We start from the raw sequence: 16,938 nt of genomic DNA, 5'->3' as shown, positions 1-16,938 counted from the left end.
GTGAGTGTCGAGGTCAGCTGGGACGTCGACGCGGACCAGCCGCCGGCTCGCCTGGCGTCGTTCCGGTCCATGACGTCCGTCGCGGCGGGCGACAAGGACGCGTGGCTCGCGCTGTTCGCACCGAACGCCGTGGTGGAAGACCCGGTGGGCCCGTCGATGTTCGACGAGCAGGGCAAGGGCCACCACGGCCACGAGGGCATCGGCTCCTTCTGGGACCTGACGATCGCCCACGTGGAGCGCTTCGAGTTCGTCATCCGCGACTCCTTCGCCGCGGGCGCCGAGTGCGCCAACGTCGGCACCATCACCACCTACCTGCCCGGCGGCTACCGCGTCGACACCGACGGCGTCTTCGTCTACCGCATCGGCGACGACGGCCTGATCACCTCGATGCGCGCCTTCTGGGAAACCGAACGCGCGATGGCGACGGCACGCCAGGTCTGAGCCTTTCCGATCGCTTCAGGACGCGCTCATGTGCTCGTCGGCGTAGGCGCATTGCGTTTCGATGACCTCGCGGAGGCGATCGAGGGCCGCCACCGGGTCGGCGAGCGGAGACCCCGTGCGCAGCCACCGGGCCCAGGCACCGTTTTCGCCGAGGAACGGGGCCGAGTGCCCGGTGCCGAGCCGCGCGTCCAGGTACGCGAGCGCGCCCAGGGCCGAGTCCTGCTCGCCGCGGTCGGTGCTCGGCAGGAACGCGCGGAGGTACTCGACCAACAGGCGCGCGTCTTCGTCCACGCCGAATCGGGCGAGGGCAAAGCAGAACCCGCGGCCGGCGTAGATGCGTTCGTTCGCGAGGAGCAGCTCGCCGATCCGGTCGCGGTGCGCTGCTCGCCGCGCGAAAGCGATGAGCCACGACGCCGTCAGCTGCGCGCGCCATTCGTAGCCGAGCAGCAGCTCGAGCTCGTCGTCGGTGATCCGGAGCGCGTCCTGCGCCAGCGTGCGCCCGAGCGTCTCGCGCTGCGCCGGGTCGCTCAGGAAACAGGGGTTGGCCAGGTGAAAGTACCGGCGGCCCGGCGTCACGTACTTCTCGACGACGGCGTTCAGCGCGGGCTCGTGCCGGTGGTCACGCATGCGGGAATTTGCCCGCGCTCGCCCCTGCCCGCGACGGTGTTTCCTGGCAAGATCGCCCGTCGGGAGTTGCCGAACACCGGGAGGCGTCATGGTTGCCGGACATCCGCTCGGCCCGCCGGCGCACGAGCAGCACTGGGTGGACCTCGCGGCAAACCTGGCGCGAGAGTTCGCGCTGACGGCCGCCGAGCGGGACCGGACGGGCGAGCTGCCCGTCGGGAACCTCCGGAGGCTGAACGCGAGCGGGCTCGACGTCGCCTTGCTGCCGGCGGAGTACGGCGGCCAGGACCTCAGCTACCGCAGCTACGGTGCGATCGTCCGGGTGCTGAGTGCGGCGTGCCCGTCGACGGCGTGTGTGTGGGTGATGCACATCGGCGCGGCGGCGGGGCTGGTGGAGATGGCCGAGCCGGACGTGGCGCGGTTCTTCGCGCAGCGGCTGGCGGCCGGGGCGCGGTTCGCGAACGCGTTGAGCGAGCCGGCCGGCGGGAACCTGTTCCTGCGGTCACAGCAGCCCGCGGTGGAGGTCGAAGGCGGGTTCCGGCTGAGCGGCGAGAAGCGCTTCTCGTCCGGGTGTGAGATCGCCGATCACTTCCTCGTCAACGCGAAGATCGACGGCGTCTCCACGTTCTTCGGGCTCGACGCCGACCCGGCGACGATGACGTTCCGACCGAGCTGGGACGCGATGGGCCTGCGCGCGAGCGGCAGCCAGCTGATCCGGTTCGACGGCACGCTCCTGCCCCACGAACGCCGCTGCCCGCCGTCGAAACGGCGGCGCCCCAACCACATCGGGGCGGGGGTGGCGGCGTTGTCGCTGGGGGTGGCCGACGGTGCGCTGGCCGCGTTGCGGGAGCACGCGCGCGCCCGGCAGGTGGTGCCCGGCGGCGGGACGCTGGCGGAGCAGCAGTGGGTGCGCTTCGGCGTCGGCGAGCTGGAGAGCCGGCTGCAGGCGGCCGCGATGTTCGCGCAGCACATGTGCTGGCTCGCCGACGAGAACTCGCCGGAGTTCCTGCCCGCGACGATGCGCGCGAAGCTGCTGGCCAACGACGTCGCGCGCGAGATCGCAGACCTCGGCGTGCGAGTGGGCGGGGGATCGGGCTACCTGAAGACGTCGCCGATCGAGCGGTGGTTCCGCGATGCGCAGGCGGGCTGGCTGATGGCCTACTCCGCCGAGGTCTGCAAGGACGTGATCGGCTCGCAGGTGCTGGGCGACGATGCCTGAGCGGATGCTGTTCAACGCGTTCCACATGTTCGCGGTTTCACACCACGCCCAGGGGTTGTGGGCCGAGCCGGACAGCCGCCAGCTCGGCTACACCGACCCTTCGACGTGGCTGGACCTCGCGCGGACGCTGGAGCGCGGCCGGTTCGACACGCTCTTCTTCGCCGACGTCCTCGCCCCGTACGAGACCTACCGCGGCTCGCGCGACGCGGCCGTGCGTGAGGGGATGCAGTTCCCGACCGGCGATCCCTCCGTGCTGATCCCGCTGCTCGCCTACCACACGGAACACCTGGGGTACACGTTCACGCAGAACATCCTGCAGGAGCACCCGTACCCGTTCGCCCGCAAAGTGTCGACTCTGGACCACCTGACGGGCGGGCGGGTGGCGTGGAACATCGTCACGTCGTTCCTGCCGGGCGCGGGCCGCAACCTCGGGTACGGCGGGCTGCCGGGCCACGAGGAACGCTACGGCCGTGCCGAGGACTTCACGCAGGCGGCGCTGAAGCTCTGGCTGCACAGCTGGGAAGACGGTGCGGTGCTGCGCGACCGTGTGCGGCGCGAGTTCGCGGATCCGGCCAAGGTCCACGCCGTGGTCCACAATGGACCCTACTACCAGCTCGACGGACCGCACCTGAGCGAGCCGTCGCCGCAGCGGGTGCCGGTGCTGTTCAACGCCGGCGTCTCGCCGGCCGGCCGCGCGTTCGCCGGGCGGTACGCGGAGTGCCTGTTCATCAACTCCCAGGACCCCGCCGAGGCGGCCCCGATCGTCGCCGACGTGCGCCGGGCGGCGGCCGCCGCGGGCCGGAACCCGGCGCACGTCAAGGTTTTCGTGCCGCAGTCGTACCTGCTCGCCGGCACTGAGGCCGAAGCCCGGCGGCGCCACGCCGAGCTGCTGGAGCGCCAGACGGTGGAGGGGAACCTGGCGCGCGCGTCGGTGTTCGCCGGCCACGACTTCGGCCTCGACGACCCGGACGCCCTCGTCGGCGACCTGCGCGGGCGCGAGGTGTCGGAGCCGGTGCGCAAGCTCCTCGCCACGACCACGCGGGACGACTGGACGCTCGGCGAGCTGATCCTCAGCCGCACCAACAACCGCGTTGTCGGGACGCCGGAGCAGATCGTCGAGAACATCGCGCGCTGGCGCGACGCGGGCGTCGACGGGATCAACCTCGAGTACGTGATCTCGCCGACGAGCTTCACCGAGTCCGTCGACCACGTCGTCCCGCTGCTGCAGGCGCGTGGTCTCATGCAACGCGAGTACCGGCCGGGCACGTTGCGGGAGAAGCTCTTCCCCGGCGCCGGCCCGGTGCCGCCGCGCGATCACCCGGCGTGGGCGCTCAGGCCGCGCTGTGGGCCAGCCAGTGGTCGACGAGATCCCGGTCGCCGGTGATCGTCACGTCGTCGGCCGGCCGGCGACGGGTGAGCACGAGCAGGAGGTCGGTCAGCGGGCCGGAGAGCGTGACGTCGGCGGGGGTGGTGGCGCGCGTCCACTCGATGCCGTCCGGGGTGCGGGTGACGTGCCAGCCCTCGGCGTGGTCGGGGAGGAACCGCAGGGTCTGCCCGGTGCCGCTGAGCCCGGCGACGTCGGGTTTGAGCGTCCGCGTGGCGGGGTTCGCGAGCAGGCCGAACCAGTCGCTGATCACGTCCTCGGCCAGGTCCGGGGCGACTGAGAACGCGGGGCCCGCCGCGTCGGCGTGGTGCACGACGGTGTCGTTGGCCAGGCGGCGCAGCCAGAACCCGGCCGGCCCCTGGCCGAAGAACGTCCACACGGGACTGTCGCTGGTGGACACCGCGTCGATGAGATCGGCGGCTCCGGCTTGCAGCCAGCCGGACCAGCCGGCCGGGTCGCCGGGGGCGGCGTCGAACGGGTCGGGCACCGGCGAGGGGCCGGAGCGCACGATGCCCGCCGCCCAGCGGTGCGCCTGGCCGACGTGGCCGACGAGCACGCGCAGCGGCCAGTCGGGGCACGTCGGCACGCGGGCTTCGGGGTCGGCGCCGGCCGTGGCGTTCGCGAGGGCGGCGGTGTGGTGGTGGAGCGCGTCGGCGAGTCGGGTGGTGTCCATGGGCCGTACCGTAGGAACTCCATCCGGCTGGAGGTTCTACCGATGGTGACCGGGGTCACACTGGGGATCGGCGACCTGGCGCGACGGACCGGCGTGCCCGTCCGCACGATCCGCTTCTACTGCGACGAAGGCCTGCTCGAACCCACCCGCAGCGCGGGCGGCCACCGCCGCTTCGCCGAGGAGGCCGTCGCGCGGCTCACGCTCGTGCGCCGGATGCGCGGCCTGGGCCTGGGGCTGCCGCTGATCACCGACGTCCTCGCCGGCCGCCGCTCCCTGGCCGACGCCGTGGCCGCCGAACGCGCCGCGCTGGACCGCGAGGTCGCGACGCTCGCCTGGCGCCGGTCCGTCCTGCGCGCCGTCGAGGACGCGACCCCGCTCGACCGCCCGGCGCGGCTGGAGCTGCTGTCGGCCGTGGAGGACGGGTACGCCGCCCACGACGTCCTCGTCCGCCTCTGGCACCCCATGACCTCCGGCCCCGTCCCCGCCGACTCGGCTCGCATGTTCCTGGCCATCAGCGCCCCGCCGCCCCCGGAGCTGCCGACGCCCGCACAGGTCGTCGCCTACGCGTCGCTGGTGCTGCTCGCCTCGGACCGCTCGTTCGTCGACGCCCTGCGCACCAGCACCCTCGTCAACCACGACCGGATCCCCGACCTCGCCGCCCTGCACGCCGAGGTCGCGCAGGCCTGTGAGCTCGCCTTCCCCGCCGTGACGTCCGGCACCCGCCCGGCGCCGGGCCCGGCCCTCGACCGCTTCGTCGCCGCCCACGCGGCCGCCCTGCGCACTACCGACACCCCGGCCTTCCGCCACGCCCTCAACCACCGCACGGCCCCCGACCGCGACCCGCGCGTGCGCCGCTACTGGACCCTGGCGGGCGAGGTCACGGGCGAACCGGCCCCGATGGGCGTCACGCACACCTGGCTGCTGGACGCGCTGAACGCTTCGGCCGGCTGAACGGAGCGAGTTCCGGTGAAAGTGAACCCGAGGGCCGTGCTGCTCGCGCCGGTTGTCGTGCTGCTGGCCGCGTGCGGCCCGACGGCGAAGGCGATCGATCCGCCCCAGCCGGGGTGGGCGCCGTCCGCGTTGCTCGCCGGCGCGGGCGACTTCTACGTCAATCCTGACAACCCAGCCGCGAACTGGGTGCGGACAGCGCCGCCCGGCCCGCGCACGGACTCGATCCGGGCGCGGATCGCCACGAGGCCCGCGGCCACGCTGATTGCTGAGCCCGCGGCGACCGCCCCCTCGCACGTCCGGGCCGTGGTGACCGCCGCCGCGGCGGTGCGGCGGCAGCCGATCCTGCTGCTCGACGCGGATCGGGCCGGTGCGTGTGCGGACGGGGGCGCGGGGTGGTTCGGCGAGGTGGCGCGAGGACTGGGGGACGACCGCGCGCTGGTCGTCGTCCGGGGGCGTGAGTGCCGACCGGGTGCCGCTGCCCACGCTCTGGCGGCAGCGGCCCACACGACCGTGCTGCTCGACGTGTCCGATGCACCGTCGCCGGACGTTGCGGCGCAGCGGGTCGCGGTGAGCGGACCGGACGTCGACGGGTTCGCCACCAACGTCGGCGGCTATGCGCCCGAACGCGTGGCCCTCGCGACCAGCCGCGCGATCGGCCAGGCCCTCGCCGCGAGCACCGGGAAACGCGACTACCTTGCCGTGATCGACAGCAGTCGCAATGGCCGGCCGGTGTCCGGTGCGTGCAACCCGGCCGGTGCGCGAATCGGGCTGTACGAGTCGCTCTCCGCCGACGGCGCCCCGCAGCAGCTGTGGCTCACCACGCCCGGCATTTCCGACGGGCCGTGCGGAACCGCCCCGGCCGGCCGGGCCGGCGACTTCGTCCCGGACCTCGCCGCAGCCCTCGCTCAGCGGTGAGTCCCAGATCTTGGACAGACTCGCCAGACGTCTGACGTCCAACCTATTCTCGCGGCGGACGAGGGCGAGGAGTGGTGCATGTCCGAACGTGATCGGGCTCGGTTGGCGGAGCCGGCGCAGCCGCAGGATTTCCCGGACAGCCCGTTGAGCCGGGTGTTGCGGCAGCCGTTGCTGCTGGGGGTGTTCCTGCCGCTGCAGACGGGTGGATGGTCGCAGTCGACGTTGCCGCGCGGGACGGACTGGACGTTCGACTACAACCGCGCGCTGACGCAGCAGGCGGAGAAGTTCGGGTTCGACATCGCGTTCGGGCTGTCGCAGTGGCTGCCCAAGGGCGGGTTCGGCGGGGAGACGCACTACCGCGAGAACTTCCTCGACCCGTTCGTCTCGGCGATCGCGCTCGCGTCGGCGACGGAGTCGATCCTGTTGCTGGGTACGGTCCACGTGCTGTACGGGCCGTGGCATCCCTTGCACCTGGCCAAGTTCCTCGCCACAGCCGACCACATCTCGGGCGGGCGCTTCGGGGCGAACATCGTCACGGGGTACGCCGACACCGAGCCCGCGATGTTCGGCCAGCTCAAGCCCGAGCACGACAAGCGGTACGCGATGGCCGACGAGTTCGTCGCCGTGTGCAAGGACCTCTGGGCGGGCGAGGACAACCTCACGTTCCACGGCGAGCACTACTCGCTGCAGGAGGCCTACGCGTCGCCGCTGCCGAAGTACGGGCGGCCGATCCTGGTGTCCGCCAGCGGTTCCCCGGCGGGTTTCGCGTTCGCGGGCCGCAACTCCGACCTCGTGTTCATCTCCAGCCCGGCGGGCGAGAACATCGACCGCGCGCTGGAGGCGTTGCCGGCGCACGTGGAAAAGGTCAAGCAGGCCGCGCGGGACCAAGGCCGCGAAGTGCGCGTGGTGATCAATCCCACGGTCGTCTCCGCGCCCACGAGCGCCGAGGCGCACGCGCGGTACCAGGCGATCATGGACCACGCCGACCTCGGGGCGATCGGAGCGTTCACCGACCGCCACACCGCGGGCGACAGCCAGTCGTGGCTCGAGCACTCCGCCCGTGGCCGCGCGGTCGGCGGGCACCTGCACATCGTCGGCTCGCCCGAGGAGGTCGCAGACAAGCTGCGCCGCCTGCACGAAACGGGCATCGACGGCGTTCAGCTGACGTTCTACGACTACCAGCCCGAACTCGACTTCTTCGGCACGCAGATCGTGCCGCTGCTGGAAGAGGCCGGGCTGCGCAAGAGTGTTACGAATCCCTGACTGTCCACGCGGGACCGGCCGCCGCGACCGGTCCCCGGCCTACTCTGTGCGAAGACAGAGGAGGTCACCCTGATCACGTTGGTGCTGATCGGCTTGGTGGGCGGGCTGATCACCGGCATTTCGCCCTGCGTTCTCCCGGTTCTGCCGGTGTTGTTCATGACGGGCGGGGCGAGCGGCGTGCGCAAGACCGGCACGGCACCGACGCGGCGCCGGCCGTTCCTCATAGTCGCGGGGCTGGCGTTGAGCTTCAGCCTCGTCACGCTCCTCGGCACGCTCGTGCTCGCCGCGCTGCACCTGCCCGGTGACGTGCTGCGCTGGGCGGGCCTCGTGGTGCTGGTGGTGCTCGGCGTCGCGATGATGTTCCCGCGCGTGCAAGACCTCCTGGAACGCCCGTTTGTCCGCCTGGGCCGCAAATCCGTGCCGGGTGACCGCGGTGCGTTCGTGCTCGGGCTGGCGCTCGGCACCGTCTACGTGCCGTGCGCGGGGCCGGTGCTCGCGGCCATCACGGTGGCCGGCGCGACGCACACGATCGGCGTGTCGACGGTCGCGCTCACCGTCGCGTTCGCCGTCGGCACGGCGATTCCGCTGCTGTTCTTCGCGATGGCCGGCAACCGCGTCGCCGAGCGGGTGAAGGCGTTCCGCGACCGGCAGCGGCAGGTGCGCATCGCCGCGGGGATCGTGGTGATCGGGCTGGCCGTCGCGCTCACGTTCAACGTCACCGACGCCCTGCAGCGCGCCATTCCCGACTACACCGCCGGGCTGAACCAGGCCCTCGGCGCGGACAAGGTCGGCGGCGGCAGCCTGCAGGCGTGCGACCCGTCCGACGAGCTGCAGGACTGCGGCACGGCGCCGCAGCTGGCCGGGATCAGCCAGTGGCTGAACACACCCGGCGGGAAACCCGCTGCACTGCAAGGGAAAGTCGTGCTCTACGACTTCTGGGCCTACTCCTGCATCAACTGCCAGCGCGCCATCCCGCACGTCGAGGCGTGGTACCAGCGCTACCACGACGCGGGCCTGGAGATCGTCGGCGTCCACACGCCGGAGTACGCGTTCGAGCACGTCCCCGCCAACGTCGCGGCCGGCACCGCCCGCCAGCACATCACCTACCCCGTGGCGATCGACAACGACTACGCCACCTGGAACGCGTTCAAGAACGAGTCCTGGCCCGCCGAGTACCTCGCCGACGCCACCGGGCACGTCCGCCACGTCTCCATCGGCGAAGGCGACTACGACGGCACCGAGTCGCTCATCCGTGAGCTGCTGACCACCGCCAACCCGAGCCAGACGCTGCCGCCGCGCACCGACGTCGCCGACGACACCCCCACGAACCCGTTGCAGAGCCCCGAAACCTACCTCGGCTCCGAGCGCAGCGGCGCCGGCGGCGCGCCCGTCGAGCTCCACGGCAAGTGGACCACCGCCCCCGAATACCTGACGGCCGGCGACGACGCCTCCCTCACCCTCACCTACGACGCCTCTGCGGTCTACCTCGACGTCGGCGGCACGGGCACCGTCACGGCCACCGCCGGCGGCGTCACGAAGACGATCCCGGTGTCCGGCAGCCCGGACATCCACGCCGTCGTGCAAACCCCGACGCCGCAACAGGGCACGGTGACGCTGAAGCTGAGCCCGGGGCTGCAGGCCTACTCGTTCACGTTCGGCTGACGTTCCGCAGCAGACCCGAGCCGAGGTCGGTGAGGCAGTGGCGCACCATCGTGCCCTCGCGGTGGCTGGTCAGGAGGCCCGCCGAGCGCAGGATGGAGGCGTGGTAGCTGGCCGACGCGGGGGAGACGCCGACGCGCCGGCTCAGTTCCGTGGTGGTGCGCCCGCCCGCGGCGGCGGTGAGCAGGTGGGCGCGGGTCTTGCCGAGGAGGGTGGCGAGGGCGGCCGAAGGGTCCGTCGCCGGGGCGTGGCCGAAGGGGTATTTCCGCGGGTCCAGGGCCATCGGGTAGACGATCACGGGCGGCAGCGCGGGGTCGGCCAGCACCGTCGGCGCGCCGTGGCAGAAGAACGACGGCACGAGCCGGACGCCGCGGCCGTCGAGGTGCAGGTCGCCGGTCACGTGGGTGCCGTGCAGGACCAGGGCGTCGCCGGAGCGCGTGAGCAGCGGGTGCAGGCCGGTCAGCAGGCCGTCGACGCCGGAGTCCAGCAGGGCGCGGGCGCGCAGGCGGCGGTCGTCCTGCACGGCTTCGGCCAGTAGCTCGGCGTGCGGGGCGATCGTCTCGCGGTGGAACGCCGCCAGCGTCGAGGTGAGCTCCCGCAGCAGCTTGCCGGACGCGAGCTCACGCGTCCACGGGGCCATCGGCCGCCCGTCGGCCAGCAGTGTCAGCTCGGACTTCAGCCGGGTACGCGGTGTGGCGCGCACGGCGTCGAGACCGGCGGCCAGCCCGCCGGTGCTTTCGGCCGGGGTCAGGAAGTCCGGCGAATACCCGCGCGCGGGCGCGATGGCCGCGAGGTGCCGCCCCGAACGCGGCCGCCCGGTCCGCGTCCGCCACCGCGAGAGCACCGGGCCGGGGTCGCGCACCTGCAGCGCGTGGACGCCGAGCAGCACCTCCCACAACGGGTCCGGCTCGGCCGCCACCCTCACCCGCGCGAGGTCGGCCGCGGTGAAGTGGATCTTCAGCGCCATCTCTCTCCTGTGCCTGCCGCCGGGGGTGCCGGCTCCGCTAGCCTGTGCCGTCGGCCGTACCCGATCTTGACAGCGGGCGCCCGCCGAACGCGACGGAATCGGGTTGCCTCTTGGGCGGTGCCCGGCGGGAAACTCGGTCTGACCAGGGGAGACGGGGTGACGCAGTTCGGGCGGGAGCTCCGCCGGATCCGGGGTGAGCGCAGGCTCACCCTCGCCGCGCTGGCGTCGGTCACGCACTACAGCAAGGGCTACCTGTCGAAGATCGAGACGGGTGCGAAACCGGCGTCGGCCGACCTCGCCCGGCGCCTCGACACCGCGCTCGACGCCGGCGGGCACCTCGTGCGGGTGCTGACCGCGGAGTTGGCGCGGCCCGGCGCCGACGTCTCGCCGTACCGCGGGCTCGCCGCGTTCTCCGGCGACGACAGCGCGTGGTTCTTCGGCCGCGCCGACTTGGTCGACGAAGCGGTCGAAACCGCGCGCGCCGCCGTGGCCAACCGCAAACCGGTCCTCCTGGTCGGGCCCTCGGGCGCGGGGAAGTCGTCGCTGCTGCACGCCGGGCTCCTGCCCGCGCTGGCCCGCGGCGGCGCACCGGGTTCGGCGAGCTGGCCCGTCCTCACGATGACGCCGACCGACGACCCGGGTGCCGAGCTCGCGCACCGCGCGGCGCTCGTGCCCGACACCGCCGCCGAGCGGATCGTGCTCGTGGTCGACCAGTTCGAGGAGCTGTTCACGCACTCCGTCACCGAGACCACGCGCACGGCGTTCGTCCGCGTGCTCGCGGGGGCCGCCGCCACCGGCCGCGCGCTCGTCGTGCTGGCGCTGCGGGCGGACTTCTACGACCGGTGCCTCGTTCATCCCGAGCTCGTGGATGCCTTGCGCGCCAACCAGGTCACCGTCGGACCGATGCGACGGGAGCAGCTGCGCGAGGCCATCACCGGGCCCGCCGAACGCGCCGGGCTGACCCTCGAGCCCGGCCTCGCCGACCTGCTGCTGGCCGAAGCCGAACCCGACGCACTGCCGCTGCTGTCCCACGCCCTGCTGTCGACCTGGCAGGAACGCGACGGCAGCACGCTCACCGTCGCGGGGTACCGGCGCACCGGCGGCATCGGCGACGCCGTGGCCGCCACCGCCGAACGCGTGCACGCCGCGCTGCCGCCGCGGGCCCGCGAAGCCGCGCGCGCCCTGCTCGTGCACCTGGTCCGCATCGGCGACCACGAACCCGACGCCCGCCGGCGCATCGAGCGTTCGACGTTGCGCCGTCAGCTGCCGGACCCGGCCGGGACCGAGCTGGCCGTGGCCGCGCTCGCGAGCGCCCGGCTGCTCACCGTCGACACCGGCACCGTCACGATCGCCCACGAAGCCCTGCTGCGCGCGTGGCCGCGGCTGCGCGGCTGGATCGACTCGGACCGCGCGGGTTTGCAGCTGCAGCAACGGTTGCGCGACGCCGCCCAGCAGTGGGAACGCGACGGCCACGACCGCGACCTGCTCTACCGCGGCCCGCGCCTCGACCTGGCCGAGGACTGGGCGCGGGCGCACCGCGACCGACTCGGGTCCGCCGAACGCGAGTTCCTTGCCGCCGCGCGGGCCGTCGAGCACTCCGCGCGGTTCGAAGCGCGGCGCCGGACCCGGCGGCTGCGCCGGCTCGTCGCCGGCCTCGCCGTGATGACAGTGCTCGCGGTGGCCGCGACGGTCGTGGCCGTGGCCCAGAGCGGCGCCGCGAGCCGGGCGCGCGACGAGGCTGTGTCCCGCGCACTCGCGAGCGAGTCGAACGAGCTGCGCCTCACCGACCCGTCGCTGGCCACACGCCTGAGTCTCGCCGCCTACCGCGTCGCGGACACGCCCGAGGCCCGCGGCAGCCTGCTCGATTCCTCCGGCGACACCCAGGTGCGCGAACTGGACGGGCATCCGTCGCCGATCCGGCGGATCGCCGCGCTCGCGGGCGGCGCCACCGTGGTCACGACCGGCGACGACGGGTCCACCCGCCTCTGGACGGTCACCGCCGACGCCTCCCTCGTCCCCGCCGCGACGATCGCCGGGTCAGCCGACGACCCGACGTTCGCCGAAGCCGGCGGTCTTCTGGTCACCACCGGGAAAACCGGGCCCACGCGCATCTGGCGTGACGGCTCGTGGTCGGCGCCGGTGGCCACGATCGCCGCGGGACCGGTCACCGCGGCCGCCCTCGGCTCCGACGGGGCGCAGCTCGCCCTCGGCCACCCCGACGGCTCGATCTCCTTGTGGGACACGGGAAATCCGACCGCACCGACGGCCACCCTCACCGGCCACACCGCCGCTGTGGTCTCGCTGGCGTTCGTGCCCGGCTCGCGCCGGCTGGTGAGCGGCAGTGAGGACTTCACCGCGCGGCTGTGGACTCCCGGGCAGCCGGGAACCGTGCTGAGCGAGCAGAAGGCGGCCGTGCGCTCGGTCGCCGCGGCACCCGGCGTGATCGCCGTCGCCGGCGACGACCACTCGCTCGGCCTCTGGTCGGCCGGCGGGGCCCGCACCGCGGTGCTGTCCGCGGACACCAACGACGTGCACGACCTCGCGTTCAGTCCCGACGGCCGCACCCTCGCCGCCACCGGCGACGACCAGACCGCGCAGCTGTGGAACACCGCCGACGGCACCCCGCTCACCGTCCTGAACCAGCCCGCGCCCGTGCGCGGTGCCGCGTTCGCCGGGCAGGGCCGCCTGCTCGTGACGGGCGACGACGTCGGGCACCTCTGGCTCTGGCACCTGCCGCCGCCGGTCGTCACGGTGACCTCGGGGGTGAACTCCGTCGTCTTCCGGCCGCAGGACGACGGGTTCGCGCTCGGCGAGGACAACGGCACCGTGCAGCTCCGTCTCGGCGGCCGCGTCACGGATCTGCCCACGGGCCCGGCGCCGATCCGCACGGTGGTGTTCACGCGAAACGGGGAAGTGCTCGCGTCCGGCGGCGAAGACGGCGTGGTGCACCTGTGGTCGCTGGCCGGGGGAAGCCCCGTGCCGCTCGCGCGGTTCGCCACCGGCGACGGCCAGGTCGGTGCGCTCGCCTTCGACCCGTCCGGGACCGTCCTCGCCACCGGCGGCGACGGGCGCGTCGTCCGGCTGTGGAGCGTCGGGAAGACGCCCGCGTTGCTCGGTGAGCTCAGCGGGCACGGCAACACGGTCTGGGGTCTCGCCTTCAGCCCGGACGGCGCCACCCTCGCCAGCTCCGGCGACGACTACTCGGTCCGGCTCTGGCACGTGCGCGACCCGCGCCACGCCGTCGCCGCCGGGAAACTGCCGTGGCTGCCGAACTCCGTGAACACGGTGGCGTTCTCGCCCGACGGCCGCACGCTCGCCACCGGCGGCGACGACCACACCGTGCGCCTGTGGGACCTCACCAGCCGGGCGCCGGTGCAGCTGGCCGAGCTCACCGCGCACGCGGACGCCGTGCAGTCCGTCGCGTTCAGCCCCGACGGCGGGCTGCTCGCCAGCTCCGCCGACGACCACACCGCGCGGCTCTGGGATGTCACCGACGTCCGCGCCCCGGTGGCGCTCGCGACGCTCACCGGCCACACCGACGTGGTCGGTTCCGTCGCCTTCGCCCCCGATGGCAGCCGCCTCGCCACCGCCGGCGCCGACCACGCCGTGCGCTTCTGGCTCACCGACGCCGCGGCCGCGGCGCGGACGATCTGCGCGTCGTCCGCGCCTTCGCTCACTCCGCAGGAGTGGTCGCGCTACGCCGCCGGCGCCGCCCCGCGCCCACTTTGCTGACCCCCTCCGACGCCGCACCGTCCCCCACCTCGGTGTGGCGTACCCCCGGCATCGGACGGCGCGCGGTCAGGCGCCATGGTCGAGCGGTCACGGGGCGGTCGCCGCGGCACCCATCCTGGGGACGCCACGGCGGGGGGACAAGCTTTTCGAGCGTGCTCGAAACGGTCACCACCGGCCGCGGTGCACGACCTCGTCGAACGGGCGGCGAGTGGGGTTCTTGATGGGCCGCAGCGGCCGGTCGGCGGGATAGCCGATGGCCAGCATGAGCGACACGACGTGGTCGGCCGGAACCCCGAGGATCTCCCGCGCCCGGTCCTGGTCGCCGATCGAGGAGTGCCCGGTGCCGATGCCGAGGTCTGCGGCCGCGAGCATCATGGCGTAGGTGGCCTGCCCGAGGTCGTACTGGTCGAGCACGCGTGTGCGGTCGTCGGCCGGTTCGGGCACCACCAGCACGATCGCGGCCTGGGCGCCGGCGAGGTGCCCGGCGCCCTGCCAGACCGTGGAGAGCTCACGCAGCTGCTCGCGGTCGGTCACGACCACGAAGTCCCAGTGCTGGCGGTTCGACGCCGAGGGCGAGCGCCAGCCGGCCTCGGCGATCCGCGTGAGGTGCTCTTCGGCCACCGGCTCGCCGGTGTAGCTGCGGACGTTGCGACGGGCGCGGATGGCGTCCCAGGTCTCCATGGCGTTCTCCTCTTCACGCGGCGGGCCGGTGCCGGACCAGGCTGTCACGGCGGGGTCGGAGAAGCCAGACGGCCGTTCGGCAGGACGACGCTGCCGGAGAACCGGTGCGGCGGTGCGAGGTGCGTCCGGCTCACGGCCTGCTGGAGAATGCGGTGGGCCGGCGTGGTCTCGCGTGGTCGGGCGGATTTCCGGCGACGGCTTTCTTTCGCGTGTGGACTGTCCGCTGTGGACGCGGGAGCTTACTTCGCCGCGTGGCGCTCGATGATCGCGATCATCGAGTCCAGGCCCGCTTCCAGTGCCTTCGTGGAGCGCTGCGCCTGGGCCAGCACGAGACCACCCTGCAGCGCGGCCAGCATCGCCAGCGACAGGTGCTCCGCGTCGGTGTCCGCGCGCAGCACGCCGTGGTCGATCATGTGCCGGAGCCCGTCGCGGATGGCCTCGGCCCAGAGGGTGAAGCTGTGGGCGAGGGCGGCGCGCGCGCCGGCGTCGTGTTCGGCGAGCTCGCCCGAGAGGGTGGCGAGCGGGCAGCCGCCCTGGCAGTGCAGGTCGTGTTGCAGCTGCACGAGCGCGTCGCGCCAGGCGCGCAGGGCGGCGAAGCTGTCGAGCCGGGACAGCAGGGCGTGCTGGCCGCCGACGATGCGCGTCGTCTGGAACTCGATGACGGCCCTGGTCAGGGCGCCTTTGTCGGCGAAGTAGTGGTAGATCTGCGACGAGCTGACCCCGGCGGCGTCGCGTACGTCGGGGGTGCTGGTGCCGGCCACGCCGCGTTCGGCCATCAGCTGGGCGGCCGCGGACACGATCCGGTCCCGGGTGGCCTGCCCACGTGCGGTCAGGCGGGCCGTCGCCGTCTCTGTCATGCCCCCAGTCTACGGAAAACCCGGCTAACTGGATTTGACTATCCAGTTCGTGGTCGGTACTACTGGATCGAGCTATCCAGTTCTGCCGGCCGGCGGAGCTGGCGGGGACGTCGAAAGGCTTGATGTGACCACCACCAGCAGCACCATCGCCGAACGGGTCGAGGCCCTGCAGGAGGGACTGGCGGGCAAGATGCCGGCCGGGGCCGTGGCCGCGTTCGGCGGTGAGCAGGCCGCGCTCGATGCCGCCGGCGTGCCCGCGGGCGTGCTGTCCGCCGGCGCGCCCATGCCCGACGGCGACCTGCTCGACGCGCACGGTGCCGCCACCACGCTGACCGCGGCGCGCGGCGGCAAGCCCGCCGTGGTCGTGACCTACCGGGGTGCCTGGTGCCCGTTCTGCAACGTCGCCCTGCGCACCTACCAGGAACAGCTCGTGCCCGCGCTCGCCGGCCGCGGCATCGAGCTCGTGGCCATCAGCCCGCAGAAGCCGGACGGCTCGCTGACCATGGCCGAGAAGAACGAGCTCACCTTCACCGTGCTGTCCGACCCGGGCAACCAGATCGCCGCCGGCCTCGGCGTGCTCACCGCCCCGACCGACGAGGTCCGCGAAGCGCAGCAGTCCCTGGGCCTCGATCTGGCCGACATCAACGCCGACGGCACCCGCGGCATCCCCATGCCCACCGTCGTCCTCGTCGACGCCGAGGGTTTCGTCCGCTGGATCGACGTGCACCCCAACTACACCACCCGCACGGAGACCTCGGACATCGTCGCGGCTCTCGAACTGCTCTGAACGGCGGCATGCGCCCGCTTTCCCGATGCGGGACCCGGGCGCACAGCCGTCCGCCGAAGACCGAAGGCACCGGGTTCGCCCGGTGCCTTTGTCGTCCCCGGCGCGGGCGAAAACCGTTGCGCCGCGGCGGTTATTGTCCGTCCACCCGCCGTCCTTTGACGGTGGCTCCCGCCCTGGCGGCGGCCACAGATCGTCTTTCGGGTCCACCACCCGGATCGCCGGATCCGGGGTGCTCGACCCGACTGTGCGTTTAATCCCCTGTGAACGGTTGGAGCACGTCCGCGCTGCCCGTTGTTCGGCTGGCGTATACCGACGTGGGTGAGCCTGAGCGCGTCGGTCGGGGACCGCTGGAATAAAGGAAAACGATGGCCGAGCCTCGGTTCGAGATGGTGTCCATCTCGGTTGCTGGACTGAATGGACGAGCGCATTCCGATTCGGGGTGGGCCGTCATGTGGCGTTTTCTCTCAGCCAACAACCGCAGCATCGCACAGTCGGTTAATTCCTTCCCTGACGGTGATTCCTGCGCCCACGCGGTGCAGACGCTCAAGGCCGGCCTCAAGCTCGCGCAAGTTCTGACCGTGCGCGACGAGCAGGGGATGTGGCTCTGGCAGCTGCGCCTGGACGGAACGCCGGTCGGCGTGTCCAGCCGCAAGTACCGCCGTCGTCTCCACGCGATCAATTCGGGTAGTTCTTTTCATCAACTGGCCGAATCCAGCCGCGAGATCAACCGAACGCGTGTTCGTCCGTAGTTAATGTTTTTGCCCGGCCTGCGACAGCTGTCCGGG

The 16,938-nt window shown here is 72.8% G+C and carries 15 protein-coding genes; 10 read left to right on the top strand and 5 right to left on the bottom strand.

Annotated elements, in window-relative coordinates:
• On the top strand, positions 1-441 hold the full coding sequence (locus ACQPXB_RS35600; RefSeq protein ID WP_432845936.1) for a nuclear transport factor 2 family protein: 441 nt from the start codon (positions 1-3) through the stop codon (positions 439-441).
• A 15-nt stretch (positions 442-456) separates the two neighbouring features.
• Here the strand turns inward: ACQPXB_RS35600 and ACQPXB_RS35595 are convergent, their stop codons facing one another.
• Positions 457-1,068, bottom strand: coding sequence for a DUF6000 family protein (locus ACQPXB_RS35595; RefSeq protein ID WP_432845935.1), 612 nt, complete (start codon positions 1,066-1,068; stop codon positions 457-459).
• A gap of 88 nt (positions 1,069-1,156) precedes the next feature.
• Here ACQPXB_RS35595 and ACQPXB_RS35590 point away from each other — a divergent pair, with 88 nt between their 5' ends.
• Both ACQPXB_RS35590 and ACQPXB_RS35585 read left to right on the top strand, forming a co-directional pair.
• Positions 1,157-2,284, top strand: coding sequence for an acyl-CoA dehydrogenase family protein (locus ACQPXB_RS35590; RefSeq protein ID WP_386955896.1), 1,128 nt, complete (start codon positions 1,157-1,159; stop codon positions 2,282-2,284).
• Entirely contained in the window at positions 2,277-3,668 is a 1,392-nt protein-coding gene (locus ACQPXB_RS35585; RefSeq protein ID WP_432845934.1) for an NtaA/DmoA family FMN-dependent monooxygenase, read from the top strand. Before ACQPXB_RS35590 ends, ACQPXB_RS35585 begins: the two co-directional genes overlap by 8 nt.
• Here ACQPXB_RS35585 and ACQPXB_RS35580 read toward each other — a convergent pair.
• Positions 3,616-4,341, bottom strand: a complete 726-nt coding sequence (locus tag ACQPXB_RS35580; protein ID WP_432845933.1) for a maleylpyruvate isomerase family mycothiol-dependent enzyme — start codon at positions 4,339-4,341, stop codon at positions 3,616-3,618. The genes ACQPXB_RS35585 and ACQPXB_RS35580 overlap by 53 nt on opposite strands.
• 42 nt (positions 4,342-4,383) lie before the next feature.
• Between ACQPXB_RS35580 and ACQPXB_RS35575 the strand changes: the two genes are divergently transcribed.
• The 4 genes from ACQPXB_RS35575 (at position 4,384) to ACQPXB_RS35560 (ending at position 9,132) form a co-directional block, all read left to right on the top strand.
• Positions 4,384-5,292, top strand: a complete 909-nt coding sequence (locus ACQPXB_RS35575) for a MerR family transcriptional regulator (protein WP_432845932.1) — start codon at positions 4,384-4,386, stop codon at positions 5,290-5,292.
• A 15-nt stretch (positions 5,293-5,307) separates the two neighbouring features.
• Complete coding sequence (locus ACQPXB_RS35570) at positions 5,308-6,207, top strand: glycoside hydrolase family 6 protein (RefSeq protein WP_432845931.1); 900 nt, start codon at positions 5,308-5,310, stop codon at positions 6,205-6,207.
• A gap of 78 nt (positions 6,208-6,285) precedes the next feature.
• Positions 6,286-7,470, top strand: a complete 1,185-nt coding sequence (locus ACQPXB_RS35565) for an LLM class flavin-dependent oxidoreductase (protein WP_432845930.1) — start codon at positions 6,286-6,288, stop codon at positions 7,468-7,470.
• 81 nt (positions 7,471-7,551) lie between these two features.
• Positions 7,552-9,132: a cytochrome c biogenesis protein CcdA gene (locus ACQPXB_RS35560; RefSeq protein ID WP_432856915.1), complete on the top strand. Its 1,581-nt coding sequence runs from the start codon at positions 7,552-7,554 to the stop codon at positions 9,130-9,132.
• Here ACQPXB_RS35560 and ACQPXB_RS35555 read toward each other — a convergent pair.
• Positions 9,119-10,096, bottom strand: a complete 978-nt coding sequence (locus tag ACQPXB_RS35555) for an ArsR/SmtB family transcription factor (protein WP_432845929.1) — start codon at positions 10,094-10,096, stop codon at positions 9,119-9,121. The genes ACQPXB_RS35560 and ACQPXB_RS35555 overlap by 14 nt on opposite strands.
• Before the next feature lie 156 nt (positions 10,097-10,252).
• Between ACQPXB_RS35555 and ACQPXB_RS35550 the strand changes: the two genes are divergently transcribed.
• Complete coding sequence (locus ACQPXB_RS35550; protein WP_432845928.1) at positions 10,253-13,828, top strand: helix-turn-helix domain-containing protein; 3,576 nt, start codon at positions 10,253-10,255, stop codon at positions 13,826-13,828.
• A 165-nt stretch (positions 13,829-13,993) separates the two neighbouring features.
• On the opposite strand, the gene ACQPXB_RS35545 is transcribed toward ACQPXB_RS35550, so the two are convergent.
• Positions 13,994-14,509, bottom strand: a complete 516-nt coding sequence (locus ACQPXB_RS35545; protein ID WP_366586599.1) for a nitroreductase family protein — start codon at positions 14,507-14,509, stop codon at positions 13,994-13,996.
• 239 nt (positions 14,510-14,748) lie between these two features.
• Positions 14,749-15,366, bottom strand: coding sequence for a TetR/AcrR family transcriptional regulator (locus ACQPXB_RS35540; protein ID WP_366586597.1), 618 nt, complete (start codon positions 15,364-15,366; stop codon positions 14,749-14,751).
• A gap of 124 nt (positions 15,367-15,490) precedes the next feature.
• Between ACQPXB_RS35540 and ACQPXB_RS35535 the strand changes: the two genes are divergently transcribed.
• Together ACQPXB_RS35535 and ACQPXB_RS35530 are read left to right on the top strand one after the other, a co-directional pair.
• Entirely contained in the window at positions 15,491-16,153 is a 663-nt protein-coding gene (locus tag ACQPXB_RS35535; RefSeq protein ID WP_366586594.1) for a peroxiredoxin-like family protein, read from the top strand.
• Positions 16,154-16,518: 365 nt separating this feature from the next.
• Entirely contained in the window at positions 16,519-16,902 is a 384-nt protein-coding gene (locus ACQPXB_RS35530) for a hypothetical protein (RefSeq protein WP_366586591.1), read from the top strand.
• Positions 16,903-16,938: the final 36 nt, after the last annotated feature.

It is taken from the genome of Amycolatopsis sp. CA-161197, assembly GCF_050942255.1.
In the GTDB taxonomy this organism is placed as follows: domain Bacteria; phylum Actinomycetota; class Actinomycetes; order Mycobacteriales; family Pseudonocardiaceae; genus Amycolatopsis.
This window is presented reverse-complemented; position numbering and strand designations above follow the sequence as displayed.